Source organism: Flagellimonas eckloniae, from assembly GCF_001413955.1.
GTDB classification, from domain to species: Bacteria; Bacteroidota; Bacteroidia; order Flavobacteriales; family Flavobacteriaceae; genus Flagellimonas; species Flagellimonas eckloniae.
On record NZ_LCTZ01000002.1, the window covers coordinates 2,644,306 to 2,666,413 of the forward strand.

Genomic DNA, 22,108 nt, shown 5'->3' on the forward strand with positions numbered 1-22,108 from the left:
ATAAGAACCCTAAATGCAGTACAACTCACACAACAAATATGTTTTTAACGTTTCTTTAACATTTAAGGATTGTACAAATAATTGTAACTGGCTTCGGAAAGCAACTAAAAAATAAGGAAAAAGGTAAGAAATGTCGTAACGGCTGATTGTACGGTGGTCATGTGCTGCCGTATGGATTTTAAAGCGATAGACATTTGGTTTTCAACAGACCGTTTGGATATTCCAAGAAGATTGGCAATTTCTTCATTGCTCACCTCTTCCAATCGACTTAACTTAAAAACCTGTCTACATCTGGGAGATAATTTATCCAAGGAATCTTGAAGAAGAGTATGCGTTTCCTCAAAATCATACTGTTTCTCAATCTCAGGTCTTGAATTCAATTGTAATGATTCTATAATCTCTATGTGTGTAGTATCAAATTTGCTGTCTCTTAGATATTTATAACAGCTATATTTTACGGCTTTGTAAAGATATCCTTCAAAATTTTCAATTTTTCGTATCTCCCTGTTTTGCCATATATTGGTCCATATGTTTTGAACAATATCCTTGGCAGCATCTACATCCAAGACAATAGATTTTGCATTTATAAACATAGGCTCCCAGAACATTTCAAACAATTTGCGAAAGGCTTTTTCATTACCTTTTTCAAATTCTCCAACCAATAAATTATCGGTTATTTTTGAGCTAATGGGCATTTAGAAGAAAAGTATTGTTTAGTTAGTTTATTTCGATAAATGTATTGAAAAGTACTTGACTATGCAAAAACGAAAAATATAGCAACGATTTATTAAGGATAATTTAATTTGAACATCACTTTAAAATAACCTTCAAATGTCAATATTGTTAAAAGATCAAAAAAGGATTACATTTTTAAAAAGACTATTATCCAGTTATAAAGTTCACTTAACCTAGTGCGTGATAATTTCTTATGCGAAGTAAAAAACAAAAAAATAGCTACATTTCTGTAACTGCTTTTCTGTTGAGCTCACCTCTTGGGCTCTCGAACCAAGGGCCCTATTATTAACATTAGTAGCAATTACCAGTGACCTAATTGAAAAAATGAATAAGCTACATTTACTAGAAAATAGCCAAGAATAGCAATTGACCTTATGGAAAATTGTAAGTGATGGTTTACCAAATTCTAATTATAGAAAACTATAAAGAAATTGCAGGTAAGTTAGAAATGTCAATTATCACCAACCATAAAAGCCTTTTGGAACAACTCCATTGAGCCGAAGATAGACCACGCATTGTCCTCGATGATGAATGATATGGTTTTCCATTGCATAGAACAGGCGCCAGACCGGAATGGTATCGCCTGCAAAATCACATTTGGAAAGTAGCTTTTCATCTGACAGTTCGCCAATAGATCTTTGAACAAAAGCATACATACTTTTCAGTTCCTTGATAACATCTTCCTTTGGCATTTGCACCGGAAGTTTTACATTCTCATATGGATTTTTAATGCCTACCCTACCTGCCAATTGTCCACAAGTATAGATGACGCAATGTCTCCATTGCTCGGAAAAAGTCATGGCCTCATCTGTGTACTTAAAAGTGAAATATGCAGGGGGCATTTGATCCACATTGGTCATGGTCATAATTTCTGACCGATGCCAAGCCGCCATGAGTTCTTTACGAAGGTCTTTTGTAGATTCTTGATTTGTAGATGGCGTGGCGGTTGCCAGTTTATTGGTAGATTTTGCCTTACTGTTATCCATACGACAACCAATGAATGAAAATAGACCAAAGCCTAAAGCATTTCTTAGAAAACGAGTTCGATTCATTGTAATATTAATTTAATGCGTAAGCCCTTTCCACCGGCCAGTCATCATGATATCCTTGCATCCACTTTTGTGATTCAAGTTCTTTATCTGTGACCAAACATGTGTCAAGGTCAGCCCTCATCCGTTCCTCATCCATAGCTTGGCCGATGAATACAATTTCGTTTTTTCTATCCCCAAAGGTTTTGTCCCATTCAGCTTCAATTTGTTCTTGGTTATCAAGAAAAGCAACATATTGCGAGCGTTTTTGAAAGGGCATGCTACTCCACCATACCCCGGCACTATCTGTTCTCAAGGAACCTCCTGCCTGGCCCCAAATCAAAGCCTGTTCAGGTCGTGATGCAACCCAAAACAACCCTTTACTACGAATGACACTATTTGGAAACTTATGCTGTACGAAATGCCAAAAGCGTTCTGGGTCGAAAGGTTTTTTACTTCGATAAACAAAAGAACTTATCCCATATTCCTCCGTTTCCGGAGTATGCTCATCCTTGTTAAGTTCTTCAATCCAACCAGCACTTTGTTCCGCTTCCTCAAAATTGAAAAGATTGGTATTCAGTATTTCTTTGGGATTTACTTTACTAAATTGGGATTTAATGATTCGGGCCGAAGGATTTAGTTTGGTAATGGTCGCACTCAAAATGCCCATATGCTCTTCTGAAACTAGGTCCGTTTTATTGAGGACAATGACATTGGCAAATTCAATCTGGTCAGTCAATAAGTTGACAATGGTTCGATAATCCCCATCGATATCTGTTAGGTTTCTATCAATTAAGGTTTCCGGACTTCCAAAATCCTTAAAAAAATTGAAAGCGTCCACAACGGTTACCATTGTATCCACATAGCTAAAGCGGGAAAGATCTATATTGTTCTCCTCGTCAATAAAAGAAAACGTCTGGGCAACGGGAATCGGCTCACTAATTCCCGTACTTTCAATAAGGAGATAGTCAAACCTGTTTTCCTTCGCCAGTCGCTCCACTTCTACCATTAAATCTTCCCTTAGCGTACAGCAAATACAGCCGTTGCTCATTTCTACCAGCTTTTCCTCTGTTCGAGAAAGGGTGTTTTCACTCTTAACCAACTCTGCATCAACATTCACTTCGCTCATATCATTGACAATCACGGCCACTTTTAAGCCTTCTTTGTTATGCAGCACATGATTCAGCAAGGTAGTTTTACCAGCCCCCAGAAAACCGCTAAGAACGGTTACCGGCAATTTGTTATTTTCTATCATTTCTCTTTTTTGCAGTTATGGGAATTTGCATCCCGTGGGCATTAAGAAACCCATAGTAGCAAACCGGTCATAAAAATATAAGAAATTGCCAATAAATGCAACTCAGTTGCATTTATATTTTAAAAACAGAAAAAGACAGAGATAAAAACATATTGAAAAACAAAAAAACCCAGTAGATTTAATATCTACTGGGCAATTTATGCTCCCCCTCTTGGGCTCGAACCAAGGACCCTCTGATTAACAGCGTCTCCGAACGGGATCCAAGCAAATTTTAAAAATCGCATATTTTATTGAATATCAGTGTTTTAATAAAATTTGTTGTCAAACAAAATCAATTGAAACCAACTTTTTGCGTGCAAATTGCGTGCAAATTTTTTTATAACTTATGTTCATGAACACGAGTATAAAACTAAGTTTGGACACCCGAAGAATGACCCAAAATGGATGTTTTCCCATCATTTTAAGGCTGACCCATTTTAGAAAAACTACTTCAATCAAAACAGGTCATTATGTCCCAGAAGAGTATTGGGATCATCAACGATGTAAAGTAAAAAGAAATTTCCCGGATGTTGATTCTGTTCATCTAATGAACACCCTTTTATTAAAAAAACAAATCAAGGCTCAAGAGGTAATCAATAAGTTGGCAGATAATGACCAATTGGATAAGCTTACGGCAAAAGACATTGCTGATAAAATTGTTAACAGGAAACGTTTAAACTCCTTCTATGAATTTGGCCTTCAAAAAGCAGAAGAACTTATATTAGAAAAACGAATCGGAACCGCTAGAAACTATTCCGGAATTATTGGAAGACTAAAAGTTTTTACAAATGATAGAGACTTAAAATTCAATGAACTCAACCTTGAATTCTTAAAAAGGTTTGAAAGGCATCATTTATCTAAGCCAGGCAATACCATTAATGGAATTGCATCTTATATGAGAACAATAAAGGCCATCTACAATAAAGGAATCAAGGAAGGTATGGTGGATGAATCCTTATATCCTTTTAAATACTACACCATAAAAACTAAGCCAACCCAAAAAAGAGCTATAAAACTGGAAAGCATTAAAAAAATACTTGAGATGGAAACCGAGGTTGGTTCTAACCATTTCCACTATCGCAATTATTTTATACTTTCTTATCTGATGCTGGGTATGTCCTTTATCGATATGGCATTTCTAAAAAGGGATAATATTATTGATGGCCGTGTCAAATTTCAAAGACGAAAAACAGGAAAACGATATGATATAATTATAACGAATCAGATTGAACCAATCATTGATTATTATCTAAGCAATCCTAACCCCTCTGGTTTTTTATTGCCTATAATTTATCGTGACACTTTGGAATTACAGTACAAAGATGCCCAATGGGAGCTTAGACGTTACAACATTGGTTTGAAAGAGATTGCAAAAAAATGTGGGATTGAAGAGCGTTTGACCTCTTATGTTTCAAGACATAGTTTTGCAACTCATGCTATGTTCAAAAAAGTTCCTTTGGAAGCCATATCTGCAATGATGGGACATAATAAACTCAGTACTACCCAAATTTATCTTAAGTCCTTACCAAGCAACATACTTGATAACTATCAGTTAGAATTGAACTCTCTGTAGTTTAATTTTTTTGATTTCGAACACCATAAAAATAAAGAGAGTGTTCATCTACGTTAATATTAAAAGTCTCTTCAATGGTCTGTTTTATTTCCTGAACTCTGGGATCTGCAAATTCCAATATCTCACCTGTATCCGTCAAAATAATATGATCGTGCTTACCATCAAAAAAAGACTTTTCAAAATGGGCAACTTTATCCCCAAATTGATGTTTGCGCACTAGACGAGATTCCAGTAAAATATCCATGGTGTTATATAAGGTAGCCCGACTAACTCTATAATTTTTACTTTTCATTATATCATACAAGGTATCTATGTTAAGATGCTCGTCGGTATTATAGATTTCTTCCAGAATGGCATAACGTTCAGGTGTTTTACGGTGTCCGTTTTCTTCAAGAAAGGAAGTAAATATTCCTTTGATTATTTTGAAACTACTAATACAGGCCATATAAGATATTTAAGTAAAGGTTAAGCCAATTTGCCCTTTAGATTAACCTTTGCAATATAATTATTTTTATTTAGATTTATTAAAAATAATATCTATGTTTGCTTTTTTAAATAAGGGTAATAATGGGTATTGTTTTAATTTTTCTCGGTTGTTTTCTCCTTTATGTAAAGTCAAAACACTTTCCAGAACAACTAAATAGCATCAAGAAAGAAGCTAATGAAAGGCCATTAGTAACGAGACTTATTACATATCTACTTTTCATCTCATCAGCGATTTTATTGTCGTTTCAATTGGGATTAGCAACTGGTCTGCTCACTTTTTTAATCACTTTGCTTTTGAGCCTGTGTCTTACCATTATGTTATTACCACTACATAAGAAATATGCTTATTTCCTTGCCATACTAAGTTTAATCGTAATAGTAATTGAAAATATTCTGTAAATGCCTGCCAACCAAAAACACCTATCAAACCCAGGCCAAAGAATTCTAAAAATTACCGCAGGCATTCTGGGTGGATTCTTTGTAACCATCTTTTTTCATAATGCTCTAGGAAGTCTCCTCGAACAAAAAGGCGCACTGATTATTACTACTGCTTATACCTCCTTTATTCTTTGGGCGGCCTTGTTGGTCATAGCCTTTTTGTTTAAAAATGGTTGGAAAGTCTGGGGAATATACCTGCTGTTAACTTTAATCTTTGGTGTTGTAATCTTTCTCAACAAATAAAACCGACCATGAAACTCAAAGCCCTCAAACCAAGATTATATAATGCAATGTTCCATACGCATACCGTATCGGGTATTGTAATCAGTTTTGCACTATTTGTTTGCTTTTACGCTGGTGCAGTAGCTCTTTTCATGGATGAATTGTATCAATGGGAAAATCCAGCCGCCCGGATTGACCATGTTGACCCTGCTACAGTTGATTATGATAAGGTCATAAGTATAGTGGATGAAAACGCAGAAAGTTTTGACAAGAGCCTGACTTTTGGCATTACGCCTCCAACCGAGGCCAATCCATTGGTAACTTTATATGGGAGGGATAAAACGGAGGAAGGTAAGTTGACGTTCTTCACTGCCATACTTAATCCCAATACCTACGATGTAATATCCATTGGTGATGAGCCTAGCACTCATATGGCACGGACTATTTATGAATTGCATTATTTCCGTCAAATACCCGTTGTTGGGCTTTATTTATCGGGGTTTGTTGCCTTTTTCTTTTTGTTTGCTGTCATTACTGGCGTTTTAACGCATTGGAAAAACATCGTTAATAAGTTTTACGCCTTTACAACCAAAGGAAAATGGAAGCAGATTTGGACCAACGGGCATATTTCACTTGGATTGATTACGTTGCCGTTTCAGGTAATTTATGCAGTAACTGGGGCATTGCTCGGTCTTTCCATATTGCTGTTGGCACCAAGTGCCATTTTGATGTACAACGGAGATACTACAGAGGTCGTTAAGGCAGTAAGACCTGATGCAGGAATAAAATATGATGAAAATGCAGAAGCCATTGACGATGGCGTTGCTTTCAACAGCATATATAATAAAGTAAGTGCTGCTTACCCAGAAAACAACGTTACCTATATCTACGCAACAAATTATGGGAAAGAAGATGGAACCATAGGAGTGCGTGTGAACGACTATAAAAGCATTGGAGGTGATGGTATATTTGTATATGGTTATAAAGATGGACAGCTAAAAGAAGCTATTGAACCTGAGACAAGACCATATGCCAAAGGAGCATACGGTGTGCTGATCAAACTTCATTATGCCACTTATGGAGGGATTTTCCTTAAAATAATCTACTTCCTTTTGGCAATGATTACCTGCTATATCATAATCAGCGGAATAATGATATGGCGCACTGCAAGGAATAAACCTAGCTATACGGACAAGCAAAGAAGGTTTCACCATAGAGTTACTAAATTCTATTTGGCGATTACCCTTTCCATGTTCCCTGCCCTAGCGTTGATATTCATTGCAAATAAGCTAGTTCCCTTGGCAATGGAAGGTAGAGTACCAATTGTAAACTCCATTTTCTTTATGGGTTGGTTGATTCTCACAATCTTAGGATTGTTTTGGAACGATTACCGCAAATTGAATAGAAACTACATCATCCTCGGAAGTGTTTTTGGACTTCTTATTCCCATTGTCAACGGGGTAATTACAGGAGACTGGATATGGAATTCCCTTGCCAGTAAGCAATATTATGTATTCAGCGTGGACTTCACTTGGTTGATTATCGGAGTATCTGGATTATTGATTAACCGATATTATTTGAACCGTCCTTCAAAAGTTGACAAAGCGGAAATCGTTGAAAGAGAAATCATAGATGCCCAGGTAGGTAAGTTGGCAAAAGAAGAACCTTCACCAGTACTACAAAACGTCATTAAATCTAAGTAGAGAATCCCCAATTAAGTGTAATCATGACTTTATCAAATACTTTTATTTATAATAAGTCTAAATAAAAATAAAGTATTAGATTTGCCCATCAAAAAGTAGAACCGACCATAAAATGAAGAAAATACTATTTTTCTTATTGCTGATTCCAACGGCAATCATAGCCCAAAACAGATACAATATTTCTGGAACCATAAAAACCGAAAATGGGGAGCCTCTAGCTTATGCCACCATAAATCTTGACAGAAACAATAAATACGCCGTTGCTAATGAAAATGGTATCTACCAAATCAAAAACGTCCGTAGCGGAGACTACACAATTACCGTAAGTTCTATTGGTTTTGCCACCAAAACCCAAGCTATTTCTGTAAATGGTGATTTAACATTGGATTTTACCCTAATAGAAGATGTTCAAGCCTTGGACGATGTCATTGTCGAGGGTAAAAAATCTTCCACCAAACAGGAAGAAAGGGCTATCACTATAGGTAGTTTTGAATTGGCCGATGTGGTTTCACAAACTAATATTCTAGCCGATGCCGTGGACAAAATTGCAGGTGTTCGTATCCGTCGTTCTGGTTCTTTGGGAGACGGTGCCGACGTTTCCATCAATGGACTAAATGGAACGGCTGTGAGGACATTTGTTGACGGAGTCCCCATAGAGTTTTTGTTTCCAGGAACCGATATTGCCACATTGCCATTAACGGGAATACGACGTGTAGATGTTTTCAAGGGTGTACTTCCTGTGGACATTTCTTCGGATGCCCTCGGAGGAGGGATTAACATCATCACTGAGGAAAATACCGTGAATAGGCTACGAGCATCGTACAGTGCGGGTTCATTTAATACTCATCTTGGGGATGTTAGTGTAACCCTAACCGATGGCAAGGAGAGTTTTGTAAAAGTCACCGCTGGAGCCAATTACTCTGACAATGATTATACATTCAAAGCTCCTATTCGTGTTGTAAATCCGGATAACGGACAACCTGTGGACTTAGAAGAACCTTTGAACATAAGACGGTTCCACGACCTTTATCGCTTACAATATAGCACAGCTATATTGGGCACGTATAACAAAAAATGGACGGATCATGCAGAGATTGCTTTCAACTACTTTGATACTTTCCGGGAATTTCAAAACAATGTTAACCCCATTTCCAATGTCGCTGTTGGTGAAGCAATAGGTGAACGTGAAAATGTAGCCATCGTTGCCAAGTATGATAAAACGTTGATTAAGGATAAATTGAAATTGAAGACCATATCCAACTACAGTGACCTATTTACAAAGTTTGTGGATACCACATCAAACACCTACAACTGGTTAGGAGATATCATCGATACCAATGGGCGAAGAGGGGAATTTGAAGACGGAAGCCCCGCACTCACAGAAACTACCACAAAAAGCCTTGTAAATCGATTGACCCTGAACCTTCAAGTATCTGAAAACAGCAATTTGATCTTTAGCAATCTTTTGGCACATCAAGACCAAGAACTCAAAGACTTCGATATTGATGACCCCACACAATTTGGAGTAGCCCCAGAACAGAAAATCACCAAGAATATTTCGGGGTTGCAATATGATAATACCTTATTCAATGAAAACCTTGAATTTTCCGCAGCCTTAAAATACTATACCTATAAATTGGTTGGTTTTAGTAATCTCAATAGGGTTGCTATTGAAAGTACAGAAGGGTTTTTGGGTTGGAATGGTAGTATTCAATACAAGCTCACCGATGTATTTTCGATAAGAGGTTCTTATGAACGTGGCTTTTTAATTCCTGAGATTGTACAGTTTGCTGGTGATGGATTGAATGTGGCTCCCAATGGAGAACTACAACCCGAGGAAAGTGACAATTTTAATCTTGGGTTTCGATACAATAAGCGTTATAACGAGAATTATCGATTAGGGTTAACAGCAAACGGATTCCTAAGAAAGCAACGGAACTTCATCTTTATTGATGCCAATGCCGCAAGACAACAGAACGCAAACATAGGCGACATAGATTCACAAGGTTTTGAAACGGAATTACAGTTCAATTTCCTTAAAAACTTCAATTGGAACACCAATGTCAGTTTCGTTGACAAAACCATAGAACGATTTGCAGTCGATACGGCAACAGATGACGCTGTGGGTTCTCAATTGCCAAATACACCTCGGTTTTTCTACAATACAGAACTATCGTGGCAAACGGAGGATATCTTCAATTCAGGTGTAGATGTTCGGCTTTATGGATTGTACACCCATGTGGATGTATTCAATATTCGCCCTGTTTCTGACGGCGAAACCTTAGAAACTACACCAGACGCCTTTGTCCCTGAACAAGACCGATTTGATGCCGGCGTTTCCCTGAGTTTCCTCGACAAAAAAATTACAGCTGCATTCAATGTGGTCAACATCACAGATGAAGACTTATTCGACAATTTTAGCATTCCGAGACCGGGGCGCAACTTCAACTTTAAACTGATTTATGAGATTTCCAATTTTTAATGATATGAAAACGAATTTTAAACATTTTTTTGGCCTTTTGACGATTGCACTTTTGATTTTGTCCTGTGAACCTGAAGAGGTGGTAACCCAAGTTGTTGTTGAAACGGTTGCAGGAGCAGAACAGACCATTGCAGATTTACCCTATGCCAAAAGTGGTTTTGTGGCATCCTCAATCTTAAGTACACCCACATCCTTTTCATATTTCACGAATTATTCTTCGGATTTACCCTCAGGAGCTATCGATTTGACTACGAATACTTCCAGCTCCTTTAGTCGTTATTTTCCGAATACTATTTATAAATTTCTGGCTTTTGGACCTTCATTGGACACCGAAAACCTAGAATTGAACAGGTATGCCGTTGATGAAGAAACCAATAAGATTGTTAGAGCTGGCGCAATTCCTCTAAGTGCAAATCTAAGTCAGGTTTTGATTCTCAACGATGATTTGGGGGTATATACCATATTCGACACCCAAAGTCTATTTCTTTTCAATCCTACGACTATGCAGTTTATTCAGGAAATACAAATGCCTGAAGCAATGGCACCAAAAGACCTTGGAGAAAGTCAGGCGAATTCGTATTTCCATATCATTCATAGACCACAAGACAATAGAGTATTCCTTCCCTTGACCACCAATACCCCCGTGACACCACAATTTTACGAGGGTACTGATATATTTGTAGAAGTAGTAAATCTCAATACCCGTTCTTGGGAAAAAACAGCAGTATTCAATGGGGCCACATATCCCTTGACTCGGGGAATGGAAAACCCGTTGGTTGATGAACAGGGCAATATTTTCTTACTTACACAAGGCCAATACAGTTTGGATTTCCAATTTGGCCCAACAGCTCCGCCCAGTTCAAGACCTCAGTTTTTGAAGATTCCTTCAGGTGGTACTGATTTTGATCCGGATTATGCTTTTAATCCTGTCGACGCATTGGGTTTTCAAAACTCCGTGGCACAGCTTTGTACCGGGTCAATTTATGATGCTAACGGTATCGCATATGCTGCAATGACTGCTGAAGCAGATGTTCCCAGGGTAAATGAACTTTTAGGCTTACTTGCTACAGGAATGATAACTGATGCACAGTTCAATGAGTTGGTTGGTTTGGTTACCAACAGCCCAAACATGAAATGGACCAGAATTGATTTGAATGCACAAACTGCTGAAACCATTGCCGATATTACTTCTACTGCTGGGTTTGTTTATCCATTTTCATACAAGGCCAATGGAAAGTTCTATTTTCAAGTTTTTAATCCAACAGAATCCATTAACGGGTATTATGAATTTGATCCAACAACAAATACCAGTACTAATATCTACAATATTTCCACGGGTGGTGTAGCCACACAACTATTTATATTACAAGAATAAGAGTTTAGTTTTAGGAGTTAGTCTAGCTTACCAAGCCCCAATCGTTAAATTGGATTGGGGCTTTTTATTTAAACTTCAAAAGCCCTAATTTTTCCTTTACCCCTTCTTTATCAAGATTTGAAATGAGGTCAATAACATTAGGATACCAATTTTCATGATACCCAAGTTCAGGGCGCCGTAACTCAGAAATGGCATCTTCTTTTGACCAATTTTCAAAAACCACACGATATGCGGCCATTATGGCTCCTGTTCTATCTGAGCCATGCCAACAATGTACCAGCACAGGCTTTTCTGCTGAGTTTATAGCCCTCAATGCTGTTATCAAATCAGCCTCGGTAAGTTCAGAAGTCTTTAAAGGAATGTGCGTCAATTGTAGCCCGGAGCCCTTTGCTTTCTTGGAGTCATCTTTGTTTCTACGAAAGGTTATGGCTGTTTTTACACCAAGAGATTCCAATTTCCTAAAACCCTTTTTGCTAGGTTGTTCTGAACGGAACACCGAATCATTAAGGGCATACAATCTTTTGAAGTATTTGGAAGGTATTTTTTGCAACTTAGGAATATGGCTTTGCCTCCACCATCCATTTTTTTTTCTGATGTACACCATCTGACCAATATGATAGGCATTATGGGCGCACATGTTCAGTATTTCTTCACTCCATTTTTTGAGAGTTGCTTCATCGGATTGTTGCACAACTAATTCCCAAGTATTTTGCAAACTATCCAACTTTTTAATGGCCAAATTCCAATCGCTATTGCTAAGTTTGAAGAACGTCACTTTATTGTCCTGATTAAAATCACCGACCTCTTCGCCCTTAAAAACCTTTAAGACCCTTGTGTTCCAAAATGTAATGTGCGATACCAATTGCGCAATGGAGTGATTCGAAGTGCTGTCTTTCCATATTGCCTGTTCTGGCGTTAGTCCTTCTAAGGCCTTATTCATGGGTACAAACCACCCCTCATTGTGATGACTGGCCTGTAATTGTTGTATTAAAACCGATTTTAATGTTTGGTTTTGTTCTTGACCAATGCTTACTACGGTCATAAGAATCAAGGTGATAGTACAGGCTATTCTTAAGTTACTTTTGATATACATCAGGCATTAGCTTTTTATGGAACTTGGCACAACACCGAATTGCTTTTTAAAAGCGGAGCTAAAATGTTGTGGATTTTTATAACCAACCATTTCAGAAATTTCAGTTACGGATAAATTGTTGTGCAACAACAGGTTTTTAGCTTTTTGCATTTTAGCATCACGGATATAGCCAAATACTGTCTTACCATAAATATTTTTGAACTCTTTTTTAAGTGTACACTCATTAGTACTTACCATTCTAGCCAGATCAGGTAGGCTAATAGGGTCGTTTAATTTTCCAATAATAATATCACGGGCCAAATGCATTTTGTCAATCATTGTTCTGGATGTATCAGAGTTTGAGAAACAATATTCACATTGTTGCATTTGATCTAACTGTAAAAGCAAAAGTTCCATCACCTTGGATTCCAAAAAAAGCCTACGATATTCATTTTTCCAATGACAGTTGATAATATCATTGATGATTTGGAACATTTGAGGTGTTATGGGGTGGTTATGAGAACTTATGGTTCCTAGTTCTTTATTTTGTATTAATTTTTTGAAAAAATCAAATTGCCCATTGGTAGGAAGGTATTGCTCAAAGAATACCGGTTTTAGATTGATTTCTAAGAAGAACATTTCCTTTGAATTCCATTCAATTTTACCACGAAAATCGTTCCCGTAAAATATGTTATGGCTGTTTGGGCCAATCAAAAAACCTCCATCTAAAGTATCCATCGATGTCGAGGAGTTTCCTTTTATAGAAAAGTGCATCTCTACAGTTTCTTCATCAAACTCAAAAAAAATGGTGGTCTTCTCTGCAAAACTTCCACTTCCATAACTAATTTTAAAATTGTCGAGTACTATTTCCTTGTACCAACCATTGAACTTTTCATAGTCGAACGTGAACTTAAACTCACTAGTACCGGCATTGTCTATATGATATTGTTGCTGGCCAGTCTCAAAAATAATTTCCTCTAAATCCCGTAAGTATAATTTCACACCCATTATTATTCCGTTTTACGTAGGTTTTATTCCGTTTCGCGTAGTCGCTATTTACAAGCGTAAAACTATTTTTACGCTTTAAATTTAGTTATTTATAATTAATCTAAATAATAACAACCAACTTAAATACGCATGAATTTCAAGAATCTAGCACTTCTTTTCTTTACTCTTTTATCATTTGCAGGGATTGCCCAAGAAAATAGACTTACAGGAACAATTTCAGATACCGATGGAAATCCCGTTCAAGGAGCCAACATTCGCTTGTTGGAAACAACAAAAGGGGCCTCAACTGACAATCAAGGGAAATATGCAATCGAAGGTGTCGTTTCAAAAACGTATTTTATCGAGATTAGTTACCTGGGATACCAAACTCTTGTCAATCAGATAAATGTATCTCAAAATTCACAATCTTCTTATGATTTTGTTCTGGTGGAATCCTCTAACCAGTTAGACGAGGTGGTGGTTTCTGCTGCAAATAGACGTTTGCAGAACATTCAAAAGACAGAAGCTTCAATATCGGCGATAGGGGCTAAGGGCATAGAACAATTACAAGTAAAGGAATTTGGTGAATTGAGTAGTATTGCCCCAAATTTTAATACTTATGATGATGGTGGCCCTGGTATTTTTACTATCGTAGCCAGTAGGGGTATTTCCACTATCGATGTAAATCCTACAATGGGGGTATATGTGGATGATGTACCCTATTTTTCCACCTTGGCCTATCCGCTTGCTTTGGCGGATGTAGAGCAGATAGAAGTACTTAGAGGACCACAAGGAACACTTTATGGAAGAAATGCTTTGGCAGGGGTTCTTAAAATTACCACGAAGCGGCCTACTAATGAACTGTCAGGTTATGCTACGGTTGGTTATGGGAATTTAAACGCCAAAGAAATGTCCTTTGCCCTTAATGCCCCATTGGTAGAAAATAAATTGTTTTTTAGAACCAGCGCCAAGGTTTCAGAGCGTGATGGCTTCGTTACCAATGAGTTTAACAACAAAGACCTACAAAATAGAAAAGCGTTAAACGCAAATTTCAGGCTAAAATATTTTGCCAATGATAATTTATCCATGGCACTCCGCTATAACATTCAACGAAGGGAATCAAATGCGTATGCCTTTGCCTTGGCAACTCCCGATAATTCATTGCAAGATATTCTGGAAAACAGTCTTTACAAGTTGAATTTTGATGTAGATATTTTTCAAAAGGTGCTCACACAAGACGTTGCATTCACTCTAAAATATGATTTTGAAAAGTTTACGCTTAATTCAATTACCTCCTATCAAATTACTCAACAAGAATCTTTGGATGAATTTGATTATACGCCATTTGATATACAATCAGCCCGCAGGCCTAATAGTATTTATGAGAACTTTGCGCAAGAACTGCGACTAAGTTCTTCTTCGGATGCAAGCCTACAATGGACAGCTGGCGTTTTTCTTTATCAAAATAAAGAAGAACGAGAAGACATTCGCAGATTTGGAAATGATATTGGCTTAGCTGCTCCTGATTTTGCACCCCTTGCACCTTTTAACCAAATTGAATTGCCTATTGCGGACAGAAAGGGAATCGCAGTGTTTGGCCAGGCCACATATGAAATCTCCGATAAACTTTCAGTTACTGGAGGTATGCGTGCCGATTATGAAGAAGTTGAAGCCAGTGTAGTACGTACCTTTTCAAATCCGGCATTACCAGGGAACAGTTTTAGTGATGACGCAACTTTTGATGCGCTTTCTCCAAAAGTGTCTTTAGGATATGATGTAAATGACAATGTCTTCTTGTTCGCCAATTATGCAAAGGGTTTTAGGCCCGGAGGGATCAATACTTTTGTTACAGACCCCGATGCTGCACCTTTTGAACCTGAGAAATCTTCTAATTACGAAGCGGGTGTAAAAACAAATCTTCTGAACAATAGGTTAAAGTTAAATCTAACAGGGTTCTTTATCAATTACAAAGACCAACAAGTTTTTACTGTTTTGGATTTGACAAGTTTTGTAATTGGCACGGACAATATAGGTGAATCCAGAAGCTATGGACTGGAATTGGAAAGTAAATGGGTTGCTGCCAAAGGATTGGATTTCACGCTTAATCTAGGTTATTTAAATACTGAAATAACAAAGTACAATCCCATAGACTTCAATACTGGTGAAGAACTGGACTTTTCGGGAAACAGCATTCCCTTGGCAGCAGAATTCAACGGTAACATGAACGTGAACTATAAATTACCCTTGAACAAAAAGTTCAATTTAGAGACCAGTCTTGATTACAATTATCAATCAGATTTCTTTTTTTCAGTAGATAATGATACCACACAAGATGAGTATGGTCTGTTAAATGGAAGAATAGGGTTCACATCTAAGAATTTAGACCTTTTCGTATGGGGAAAGAACATTACTGACGAAGCTTATTATAGCTATGGTTATGGCGTAGGTGGTTTTAACGCGGCTTCCTTTGGGCTGCCTCAAACATATGGTGTTACACTCACTGGTAAGTTTTAAATAATATGAAAATAGTTGTTTATATCATCCGATTTTTATTGGCTTTGATGTTCATCTATGCAGGAGTGGAAAAATTGTTTATGCCCTATGACTCATCAGTTTTCCGAGCTGATACGGCAGAGGCAGCCGAAGAATTCTTTATGTTTTATGAATTTCTGCAGGCATCGGGATATCTGTATTTCGTAGGCTTTTTTCAATTGCTATGTGGAGCATTATTGGTATTTAAGCGCACTTATTTACTGGGAAGTGTCATGTTGGTTCCGTTGATACTTTGCTTATTAATGACGCATGTTTTCTTTTCAAAATATATGCAGTTCATCATTTTCGACCTGGTATTCTTTCTGTTGAATTTAGTAGTGCTTTTTAGTAGGTATAAAGAATGGCAACCTGTATTGCTTAAAAAACAAAAAGGGATTATTTGAAAGTACGAGAATGAAAAAGAACATTGCCATATTCGAAGGAAACAGAGCCAATAACTACGATGATTTTGCGGCAAAGTGGATTCCCAACTACGATTATTATATCGATATGTTGCCAAAGCTGCTGAACCACACAGACGAAAAGAACGCCCTGATAGTGGGCTGTAGCACGGGCAATGAGATGAAAGCCTTGGCCCAATCTTCAGAGGACTGGTCGCTCACCGGTGTAGATCCTTCTCCGGAAATGATTGCCTTGGCCAAGGAAAAATTAAGAGCTTTCAGTACTATCGAATTGTTTACGGGCAAGCTCGAACACTTTAAGAACACTACTTTTTTCAATGCAGCAACGCTATCTCTCGTCTTACACTTTATAAAATATCCGAAGGATAAATTGGCATTGTTACAGCAAGTCGAAAAACGTTTGAAACCCGGCTCTCCATTCATAATTATGGGGATTTTTGGGAATGGCGAACAGTTGAGAACCAATTTGGAAGTACTCGAACTTTTATTGGAAAACACAGTAGCCCAAAAGGAAATCGATGAACGTTTCACAAGGATAAAAAAAGAATTGCATCGCACAAGTGAAGAAGAATTAAAGAAGTTATTGGTTCGTGCTGGCTTTAAGCCACCGACCCGTTTTTTCCAAACCTCTATTTACAGTGCTTGGATAACTCATAAAATTGATTGAAATGAAACTAGAAATCAACAACTTATCAAAAACCTATTCGAATGGTGTACAGGCCCTGAAAAATGTTTCTTTAACCATTGAAAAAGGGATGTTTGGACTTTTAGGACAAAATGGGGCAGGTAAGTCTACCTTAATGCGAACCATCGCTACTTTACAAGATCCGGATACCGGGGAAATTGATTTCAATGGCATCAATGTGCTAAAGAACCCCGAAGCATTGAGAAAAACCTTGGGGTATCTCCCCCAAGAGTTTGGAGTATATCCCAATGTAACCGCAGAAGAATTACTCACACATATTGCGGATATGAAGGGCATTGTGCATAAAGGGGAACGAAAAGATACCGTAGCCGCCCTCTTGCAAAAAGTAAACCTTTACGATGTTCGGACGAAGAAACTGGATGGCTATTCAGGAGGCATGAAACAGCGTTTTGGAATTGCTCAGGCACTATTGGGCAATCCCCAACTCATCATAGTGGACGAACCTACTGCAGGGCTAGACCCCATGGAACGAAACCGCTTCTATAATTTACTTTCGGAATTGGGCGAAAATGCAGTGGTCATACTATCTACCCATATTGTGGAAGATGTGAGTACACTCTGTACGGATATGGCCATTATTGGTAATGGTAAAGTAGTACTTACAGGTAAACCTGATGAAGTTCAAGAAGTGATGCGTGACAAGTTATATGAAGTACCCATTCATAAAGAACAATTAACGGAATATCAGGAGAAGTACAATGTCATATCGCAACGTTTCTTTTCCGGTAAATTGATGATAACCGTTTTAGCCGACGAATTGCCTGCTGGTGAATTTGATGCCAAATCCCCTTCATTGGAAGATGCCTACTTTAAAATTTTAAGCGAGAGTTAGAATGAAGACAATATTTTCCATCATAAAAAATGAACTCAAACAACGTTTGTTCAGTTGGGTTACGCTGATCTTCTTTATCATGCTGGTCTTTCAGGCCATTTGGTATACCAAGGGTTCCTTTGACTATTTCGCGAATGAAGGGGTTTTAATGAATGCTAGTAGCATTCTATATCGCAACTATGCTGGTATGGGAATGTTAATGATCATTATCATCGCCATTGCTACAGGTGGTGTTCTCTACAAGGAAATAAGATACAAATCGGCTCAGTGGACTTATGCCATGCCCATTAATGACAAACATTTTTTTATTGGCAGATTTTTGGCGGCTTTTCTGTATCTCGTAATTCTAAGTACTGGGTTGATTGTGGGACACCTTTTAGTCCCCTATTCCGGTATTGGTGAAGTCAACCGTTTTGGACCAGTACAATGGGGACCTTTATTGCATGGTTGGATCATGTTTACCGTCCCCAACTTGTTTTTTTATGTTGCGCTTGTATTTTTTTCGATTGTCTTTACAAGACGAATAGCCACAAGTTATTTGGCCGTTTTTTTGGTGGTCATTATATTTTTAATTGCACAGACTTCTTTTGAAACAGGTGGTGGCGATAATCTCACCGCCTATATTTTGGCTGATTCCGGGGGTTATGTGGCTGCACAGCATTATACAGATTTGTTGACCCCTGAACAGAAAAATACCGATTACTTTGAACTGTCGGGATACATACTGCAGAACAGGTTGCTTTGGCTTATAATTGCCTTGATACTTGCTGTTGCCTCATATTTTAGGTTCTCTTTTAAATATTTTGTACAAGCAGGGGTAGATAAATCCAAGAAAATAAAGGAAAGTAAAAAAGAAGTCTTTACAATTCAAACAATAAAAATGCCCGAGATTATAAAACAATTTCGCATTTCAGACTTTCTCCGAAAATTATGGTCCTTATCAAAACTTGAATTTTTGAATATAGTTCGGCCTACTTCATTTAAGATTATTCTGGGAATTATTTTATTGATGATTTTTTTACAGAATGTAACTTGGAATGCAACTTATTACATAGGTAATGAGCTGCCCATTAGCAGTAATATGACCTATTTCCGTTTGCAATGGGGTGTATTTGTCAACATGTTGATTATGATTTGGGCAGGAGAACTTTTTTTTAAAGATAAAACGGTCAATATTTGGCAGATTACCGATTCGTTGCCGGTACCCGTCTGGGTAACCCAACTTTCGCGCTTTGCGGCCGTAGTGGGTCTTGCTTTTGTGCTAAGTCTAAGTTTTATTTTTATATCGGTATTTACCCAAGTTTTGCTAGGCGGGGCTTCTTATATTGATTTAGGCAGATTTGCCGAAGATTTACTTTTATATAGGTGGGCTTTTCTAAATTTTGTGCTCTGGGCATCCCTGGTATTTTTTATAGGTGCTTTAAGTGGACAACGGATTCTTACCCATCTCTTATGTGTGGGTCTGTTCCTTTTTTTGATTGTTTCCTTTGATATGGGTATTATAGAGGACTTGCGGATAGGTTATGGCTTCACCCCGGGAATTGAGGATTATTCGGAAATAAGTGGGTATGGTATTTTTCAGCCTGCAGCCAATTGGTTCTTCTTTCTTTGGTTGGCACTGGCAACAACCCTGGTAATGGCTGGAATATGGATATGGAAACGTGGCTCTGATAAAAAATGGCGCAATCGCCTATCAATTAAAAATATGCAGCTTGGCTATATCCCAAAAGTAGTAATGCTTGTATGTTTTGGTCTTTTCTTTGTTCTAATGTCATTCATAACAAAAAATGTTTATGACAATGGAAACTTTACACCAGAAGCTGAGGAAGAGCGACTTGATGCCGAATATGAAAAGAAATACAAGTATTTAGAAACGCGTCCCCAACCAAAGTATAAAACGGTCGATATGAAAATTGACCTTTTCCCTTCGGAAAGAAGGGCCAGCTATTCGGCCAATATCACACTGAGCAATGAAACAGGGATAGACACTCTTTTCTTAAACTTGAAAGACTTTGCAACGGTTACCCAATTAAAACTGAACGGGCAAGAGTTACAACTTGTTAAGGAGGATAAAAATCAAAACTTTACGGCATATCTTATTCCAAAGATTTTTCAGGCCGATATCTTGCTCCAACTTTCATTGGAAGGAGTAAAGCAATACGAAGGTTTTACACAGAATAATTTCCAAGCGGATATTACGTATCAAGGAAGTTTTGGAAGCGTGCAAGATTTTTTGCCTGTAATCGGTTATGACAGCGGTAAGGAACTTTTGGAAAACCGAAAGCGGGAGGAACAAGGATTGAGTAGATTAAAATCTAGGATGGCGGAAATTAGCGACCCATTTGCACTTGGACAAAATGCTTTTTCAACAGATGCCGATTTGGTAAAGGGAAGTATTACCATTAGCACAGAAGCAGGGCAATTACCTTTCGCCGCTGGGGAATTAAAAAAAATAGAAACAAAGGATGGTAGAACCATTGCCTATTATACAATCAATACTCCCCATGTCTTTAATTGGCACTTAGGTTCATCGGACTATGCGGTCAAGAAAGATGTAGCAAATGGTATCAATTATTCTATTCTCCACAAACCGTCACATGCGTTTAATATAGTATTGTATCAAGATGCCATTAAGCAAGGGATAACCTATATGCAAAAACAATTCGGGACGGAGGCAGTAACTGATAAACTTCAATTAGCAGAAATCCACCGTTGGCAAGATGCTAAATATGCCTTTGCGAATACCATTGCGCTTTCAGAAAAAGAAGGTTGGGTGGCAAACACTGAGGGGCTACAAGAGAAGGCCTATATCTATCAGACCATTGGAAGCGGATTGGCCAGTTTATGGGTGCAAAAAGAACTGCCTGTTGCAGATGTGCAAGGTGCTGATATGTTCATCTTGGCGTTGCCAGAAGCCGTAGGATTGAGTTTTGTAAAAGAGACTTTAGGACAAGAAGCCGCAGAAATGCTTATCCAAAAGAAAATGGATAAATATGGTAAAGACAAAAACAATGAGCCCAATACGGAACCTACCTTGTTGTATGCAGATGGCACAGATTATTTGGAAGAAAATAAGGGAGCTGTTGCACTAAACCAATTGCAAAACATAATTGGTAAAGAAAAATTCAATAGCATTTTGTCGGAGTTTGTAAAAGAGAACTCGGGAGGCCCTAAAGTATTTATTGATTTATACCAAAAGTTATTGAAGGAAGTTCCAACATCTAAAAAGGAAGGGGTTAGACTGCTTTTTGAAGCTACTGAGAAAGCATCTAGCTAGTTAAGTTTCCACATAGTCGGCTGTTCTTTGAGACCATCCTCTCAGAGCTACATTTTTTTAACAGTATATCCCATGGTCTGTTTTAGTATTCTCGTTAATTCACCTTTTACGGGATAGTTCGACACAGATATTCTGTTTCTTATCGCATTTTGATTTCAATTAATTTTAAACAGGTTCATACTTTGTTTCTAACAATCCGATTTTCTCTAGATTTTAGGAATCAATGAAATTTGGAGTGTTTTGGTAAAATATGGTTGAGGCGAAAGGCACTTAGTGTTTACATTTTTTGTCCTGCCAGCAGGACGAAGAATGTAAAGCAAGAGGGTAACACGCTAACGCTATGTTACAATTTTCAGTTAATTGATTTTCAATTAGTTATGTTATTTCAGGATTCCGAGAAGAAAATTTTTTACTGTAAAAACCTTGGGAGGTGCAGTAAACATTGGAACTTTTTGCTGTAAAAAATATTATTTACTACTAATTGTGATTATTTGTGTAATCATTTTTCTCAAATTTTATTTGATGTTCTTTGATGCAGTTTGAAAAGTGTGGGACAAACATAGTTTTGAAATAGAATAACTACTCTGGGAATAAAGTAGGTACGCCCTATTTCGATTTTATATTACGCTTATCTTTCCGAACACTATAAAATCGAAACAGGATCCATGCGCAAAGTTTAAGGGTAAGTATTTGGGACAAATCGGAAAATAATTCTAGAAAAATTTAGACTGAAATGTTAAAGTTTAACTCCAAATAAAATTTTTCTCAATCTGCGTGCAAATTGCGTGCAAATAAAAAAGGCTCCAGAGTGTGAATTTCTCTGAAGCCTTGCTGTTTCTGCTCCCCCTCTTGGGCTCGAACCAAGGACCCTCTGATTAACAGTCAGATGCTCTAACCAACTGAGCTAAGGAGGAATATTTTACCTTAAGCGGGTGCAAATATAG

Annotated in this window: 16 protein-coding genes and 1 tRNA gene; 10 read left to right on the top strand and 7 right to left on the bottom strand. The window is 37.6% G+C overall.

The features are described 5' to 3' along the window. Positions 1 to 104: 104 nt before the first annotated feature. From AAY42_RS11285 to AAY42_RS11295, 3 genes are all read right to left on the bottom strand, one after another. A complete protein-coding gene (locus AAY42_RS11285; RefSeq protein WP_055395242.1) occupies positions 105 to 695 on the bottom strand; it encodes an RNA polymerase sigma factor in 591 nt (196 codons plus the stop codon). Between the two features lie 498 nt (positions 696 to 1,193). Then, positions 1,194 to 1,787 carry a DinB family protein gene (locus AAY42_RS11290; RefSeq protein ID WP_055395244.1) on the bottom strand — a complete coding sequence of 198 codons (594 nt, stop codon included), beginning with the start codon at positions 1,785 to 1,787 and terminating at the stop codon, positions 1,194 to 1,196. Positions 1,788 to 1,794: 7 nt separating this feature from the next. Continuing rightward, complete coding sequence (locus tag AAY42_RS11295) at positions 1,795 to 3,018, bottom strand: GTP-binding protein (RefSeq protein ID WP_055395245.1); 1,224 nt, start codon at positions 3,016 to 3,018, stop codon at positions 1,795 to 1,797. Positions 3,019 to 3,409: 391 nt separating this feature from the next. On the opposite strand from AAY42_RS11295, the gene AAY42_RS11300 reads away from it, so the two are divergent. After that, a complete protein-coding gene (locus tag AAY42_RS11300; protein ID WP_055397904.1) occupies positions 3,410 to 4,630 on the top strand; it encodes a site-specific integrase in 1,221 nt (406 codons plus the stop codon). A 1-nt stretch (position 4,631) separates the two neighbouring features. Here AAY42_RS11300 and AAY42_RS11305 read toward each other — a convergent pair whose 3' ends face one another. Next, a complete protein-coding gene (locus AAY42_RS11305) occupies positions 4,632 to 5,075 on the bottom strand; it encodes a Fur family transcriptional regulator (RefSeq protein ID WP_055395246.1) in 444 nt (147 codons plus the stop codon). Between the two features lie 440 nt (positions 5,076 to 5,515). On the opposite strand from AAY42_RS11305, the gene AAY42_RS11315 reads away from it, so the two are divergent. The 4 genes from AAY42_RS11315 to AAY42_RS11330 all read left to right on the top strand — a co-directional run bounded on the left by AAY42_RS11315 (position 5,516) and on the right by AAY42_RS11330 (position 11,336). Then, the gene (locus AAY42_RS11315; protein ID WP_055395249.1) at positions 5,516 to 5,797 is read left to right on the top strand and encodes a hypothetical protein; all 282 of its coding nucleotides are present in this window, start codon (positions 5,516 to 5,518) and stop codon (positions 5,795 to 5,797) included. A gap of 8 nt (positions 5,798 to 5,805) precedes the next feature. After that, complete coding sequence (locus tag AAY42_RS11320; protein ID WP_055395251.1) at positions 5,806 to 7,479, top strand: PepSY-associated TM helix domain-containing protein; 1,674 nt, start codon at positions 5,806 to 5,808, stop codon at positions 7,477 to 7,479. A gap of 112 nt (positions 7,480 to 7,591) precedes the next feature. Next, complete coding sequence (locus AAY42_RS11325; protein ID WP_055395253.1) at positions 7,592 to 9,961, top strand: TonB-dependent receptor; 2,370 nt, start codon at positions 7,592 to 7,594, stop codon at positions 9,959 to 9,961. A 4-nt stretch (positions 9,962 to 9,965) separates the two neighbouring features. Further along, positions 9,966 to 11,336 carry a hypothetical protein gene (locus tag AAY42_RS11330; protein WP_139063725.1) on the top strand — a complete coding sequence of 457 codons (1,371 nt, stop codon included), beginning with the start codon at positions 9,966 to 9,968 and terminating at the stop codon, positions 11,334 to 11,336. Between the two features lie 64 nt (positions 11,337 to 11,400). On the opposite strand, the gene AAY42_RS11335 is transcribed toward AAY42_RS11330, so the two are convergent. Both AAY42_RS11335 and AAY42_RS11340 read right to left on the bottom strand, forming a co-directional pair. Continuing rightward, on the bottom strand, positions 11,401 to 12,429 hold the full coding sequence (locus AAY42_RS11335; RefSeq protein ID WP_082433412.1) for a phosphatase domain-containing putative toxin: 1,029 nt from the start codon (positions 12,427 to 12,429) through the stop codon (positions 11,401 to 11,403). A gap of 6 nt (positions 12,430 to 12,435) precedes the next feature. After that, positions 12,436 to 13,416 carry a helix-turn-helix transcriptional regulator gene (locus tag AAY42_RS11340; protein WP_055395258.1) on the bottom strand — a complete coding sequence of 327 codons (981 nt, stop codon included), beginning with the start codon at positions 13,414 to 13,416 and terminating at the stop codon, positions 12,436 to 12,438. A gap of 129 nt (positions 13,417 to 13,545) precedes the next feature. Here AAY42_RS11340 and AAY42_RS11345 point away from each other — a divergent pair, with 129 nt between their 5' ends. From AAY42_RS11345 to AAY42_RS11365, 5 genes are read left to right on the top strand one after another with little or no spacing between them, the layout of a single operon-like run. Beyond that, entirely contained in the window at positions 13,546 to 15,909 is a 2,364-nt protein-coding gene (locus tag AAY42_RS11345) for a TonB-dependent receptor (protein WP_055395260.1), read from the top strand. A 5-nt stretch (positions 15,910 to 15,914) separates the two neighbouring features. After that, positions 15,915 to 16,331 carry a MauE/DoxX family redox-associated membrane protein gene (locus AAY42_RS11350; protein ID WP_055395262.1) on the top strand — a complete coding sequence of 139 codons (417 nt, stop codon included), beginning with the start codon at positions 15,915 to 15,917 and terminating at the stop codon, positions 16,329 to 16,331. Positions 16,332 to 16,341: 10 nt separating this feature from the next. Then, a complete protein-coding gene (locus AAY42_RS11355; RefSeq protein ID WP_055395264.1) occupies positions 16,342 to 17,016 on the top strand; it encodes a class I SAM-dependent methyltransferase in 675 nt (224 codons plus the stop codon). A 1-nt stretch (position 17,017) separates the two neighbouring features. Continuing rightward, complete coding sequence (locus AAY42_RS11360; protein WP_055395266.1) at positions 17,018 to 17,887, top strand: ABC transporter ATP-binding protein; 870 nt, start codon at positions 17,018 to 17,020, stop codon at positions 17,885 to 17,887. Position 17,888: 1 nt separating this feature from the next. Continuing rightward, positions 17,889 to 21,164, top strand: coding sequence for an ABC transporter permease/M1 family aminopeptidase (locus tag AAY42_RS11365; protein ID WP_055395270.1), 3,276 nt, complete (start codon positions 17,889 to 17,891; stop codon positions 21,162 to 21,164). Between the two features lie 840 nt (positions 21,165 to 22,004). Here AAY42_RS11365 and AAY42_RS11370 read toward each other — a convergent pair. Then, positions 22,005 to 22,078 (bottom strand) — tRNA-Asn (locus AAY42_RS11370). Positions 22,079 to 22,108 lie beyond the last annotated feature (30 nt).